The 2,252-nt window shown below is 65.4% G+C and carries 1 pseudogene; it reads left to right on the top strand.

From position 1 onward, the window contains the following. Window positions 1-2,252, top strand: a pseudogene (locus tag IT781_RS21665) (hypothetical protein); the annotation flags it as partial.

The following is a 2,252-nucleotide window of genomic DNA, read 5'->3' as shown; positions in this document are numbered from 1 at the left end:
CGGCAGGCGTCGTCTGTCTACCCTTGCTCGCCGTGGCGCTGGCCTATGCCGGCCCGGCGCACGCCAATTGCAAAAACACCGTGTCGGCCGATGTGGTCGCGCTGGACCAGGTGTTTTATTACAACCGCCTGGGCGCGATGAATCCCGCCGGCATGATCTACGCGCTGAAGGCCGATGTCGTGGATCGGGCCGGCGGCCCGAATCCCGGCCCCGGCAATGCCATGCTGCGGCCTGACCATCGGCCCAGGCCGCTGACCTTGCGTGTTAACGAGGGCGATTGTCTGCAGGTCCGCTTCACCAACTGGCTGAGCCAGAATCTGGCGGGCTCTCTACCAGCCCCCGTGCCGCCCAGCGATCCGCCCAACAGCACGCCGGTCCGCAATGACGACGGCCCCGCCACGCGCACGGCCTCGTTCCATGTCATGGGCCTGCAGCCGAAAGACATCGTCTCCGACGCCTCCAAGGTCGGCAACAACCCTAGCGGATTGGTAGCTCCCGGTGGCAGCCTGACCTATACGTTTTATGCCGAGAAGGAAGGCACCTTCCTGGCCTACAGCACCGCCGCCACGACCGGCGGCGAAGGCGACGGCGGCTCGCTGGCGCACGGCCTGTTCGGCGCCGTCAATGTCGAGAACCAGGGCGCGGAATGGTACCGCAGCCAGGTCACCGAACAGGACCTGGCCCTGGCCGCGACTTCCTCGACGCTGTCCGCGTCCGACGGCAAATTTTATCCGGTCATCGACTATCAGGCCGTCTATCCTGCCGTCGAAACCCGCAAGCCGCAGGAAAAGCTGACGCTGGCGGCGGCGCGGGGCGGTCTTTATCGAGCGATCCTGAGCCGCCTGACCAGCGATACCGGTTTCATCCCCGGCGATCAAGGCAAGACCCTGATCATGGGCGACTTCAAGGGCACGATCAGACGGGTCAACACCGATGGCTCGGCCCTCGTGGCGCCGATCACAGCCGTCAGCGCGCTGGCAGCGGCCCCGTACAGCTGGCGGATCGAAGGCACGGCGCCGCATCCGCTGGCCGGCCGGCCTATCCTGAGCCTGCTCGACAGCCGCAACCAGATCGTCCACTCCGATCTCAATGCCATCATCACCGGACCCAACCAGGGCAAATTCAGCCCGGCTGTCGAACCCAAAAATGCCGTGTATCCGGACCGCCTCGATCCGTTCCGCGAGTTCACGGTCATTTTCCACGACGAAGCCAAAGCCGTACAGGCGTTTCCAGACTGGTTCAATGATCCGGTGCTCAGCCACACCCTGTTCGGTGTCCGGGACGTCTTCGCCATCAACTACGGCACCGGCGGCATCGGCTCGGAGATCATCGCCAACCGCCTCGGACTCGGCCCGATGAAGGACTGCGTCGATTGCAAGTACGAGGAATTCTTCTTGACCTCCTGGGTGCTCGGCGATCCGGCCATGGTCGTGGATGTGCCCGCGGGTGTCAACTCCGACGGCCAGCTGGGCGTCGTCGCCAACCCGCAATTCGCGACCCAGGCTTTTTTCCCGGCTGACCCGTCCAACGTGCACCACAGCTACCTGAACGACCGGGTCAAATTCCGCAACCTGCATGCCGGCCCCAAGGAACACCACATCTTCCACCTGCATGCCCATCAATGGCTGCACACGCCCGACAGCGACAACTCGGCCTATCTGGACAGCCAAAGCATCGGGCCGGGCAGCGGCTATACCTATGAAATCGCTTATCACGGCGGCGGCAACCGCAACCGCACGGCCGGCGATTCAATCTTCCACTGCCATTTCTACCCGCATTTCGCCGGCGGCATGTGGTCTCTGATGCGCGTGCATGACGTGCTGGAGACCGGCACCGTGCTCGCTGCCGACGGCAAGCCGGCGCCCGGCGCCCGCGCGCTGCCCGATCGGGAAATTCTGGCCGGCACGCCGATCCCGGCCGTCGTGCCGCTGCCGACCATGGCCATGGCGCCGCAGCCGGGCGCGAAAGTGGCTATCGAAGACGGCCAGGTCAAATTGCCCGATATCGCCGCCGGCAACCCCGGCTATCCGTTTTATATCGCCGGCATCGCCGGCCACCGGCCGCCGCAGCCGCCGCTGGATATGGTCGCGGACGGCGGCCTGCCGCGCCATGTGGTCGCCGACGGCACGGCCGTCAGTGAAGAGACCCGTCTCAGCTTCGACAAAACCGTGACGGCCCTTTCGGCCATCAAACTGCCCGCCAACGGCACGCCCTGGGAGCGCCAGGCCATGATTTTCCATGGCGGCGACGGC

It is taken from the genome of Methylobacter sp. BlB1, assembly GCF_015476545.1.
Taxonomy (GTDB): Bacteria; Pseudomonadota; Gammaproteobacteria; order Methylococcales; family Methylomonadaceae; genus Methylobacter.
Note: the sequence above shows the minus strand (reverse complement) of the source record. Positions and strands in the feature narration are given on the sequence as shown.